Origin of the sequence: Ensifer sp. ENS11, assembly GCF_014851895.1 — a bacterium.
Lineage (GTDB): Bacteria > Pseudomonadota > Alphaproteobacteria > Rhizobiales > Rhizobiaceae > Ensifer > Ensifer canadensis.
Window position 1 is genome coordinate 1 of the sequence record NZ_JACVAN010000057.1, and the last position, 839, is coordinate 839.

Genomic DNA, 839 nt, shown 5'->3' on the forward strand with positions numbered 1-839 from the left:
CTAGGCTCAGGACCTATTAATTTCGTTTGAGATGTGATTCACGGTTTCCGACAGGAGGCCGTGATGGATGATTTGTTTTTGTTGAGCGAGCGCCAGATGGCGCGGATCGAACCGCACTTCCCTTTGGCGCATGGCATTCCGCGGGTGGACGACCGCCGGGTGATCAGCGGCATCGTCTACGTCATCAAGCACGGGCTGCAGTGGAAGGATGCGCCGAAGGACTACGGTCCGCACAAAACGCTCTACAACCGTTTCATCCGATGGAGCCGTCTTGGTGTCTTTGACCGCATCTTTGCGGCCCTTGCGGGAGATGGCCCGAAGCCCGAGCGGATCATGATCGACGCCACGCATCTCAAAGCACATCGCACGGCCGCAAGCCTGCTAAAAAAGGGGATGTTCCCCGTCGTATCGGGCGAACCAAAGGTGGACTGAACTCCAAGCTGCATACGGTCTGCGATGATGAGGGCCGCCCAATCGTCATGCTGCTCAGTGAAGGCCAGATGAGCGACCACAAAGGCGCACGGCTCGTTCTCGACGCGTTGCCACCCGCCAGGGCCCTCATCGCCGATCGCGGCTACGACAGCACGCCATTCCGAGAAGCGCTGCAGGCAAAAGGCATCGAACCCTGCATTCCATCGAGCCGAAGCCGGAAAGTGCCATACCCCTATGACAAGACACTTTATCGCAAGCGCCACAAAGTCGAGAACCTCTTCGCAAAGCTCAAGGACTGGCGGCGCATCGCAACCCGCTACGACCGATGCGCGCACACCTTCTTCTCCGCAATATGCATCGCCGCGACCGTCATCTTCTGGCTCTGATCAATGAGTCCTGAGCCTAGC

At 58.5% G+C, this 839-nt stretch carries 1 protein-coding gene; it reads left to right on the plus strand.

Features of this window, described 5'->3' with window-relative positions; translation table 11 throughout:
* Positions 1 to 63: 63 nt before the first annotated feature.
* Positions 64 to 818, plus strand: a protein-coding gene (locus IB264_RS34190) for an IS5 family transposase (RefSeq protein WP_144239249.1) whose coding sequence is annotated in 2 segments (ribosomal slippage) — positions 64 to 397 and positions 397 to 818 — 756 coding nt in all. Because the reading frame shifts where the segments join, the coding sequence is not laid out codon by codon here.
* Positions 819 to 839: the final 21 nt, after the last annotated feature.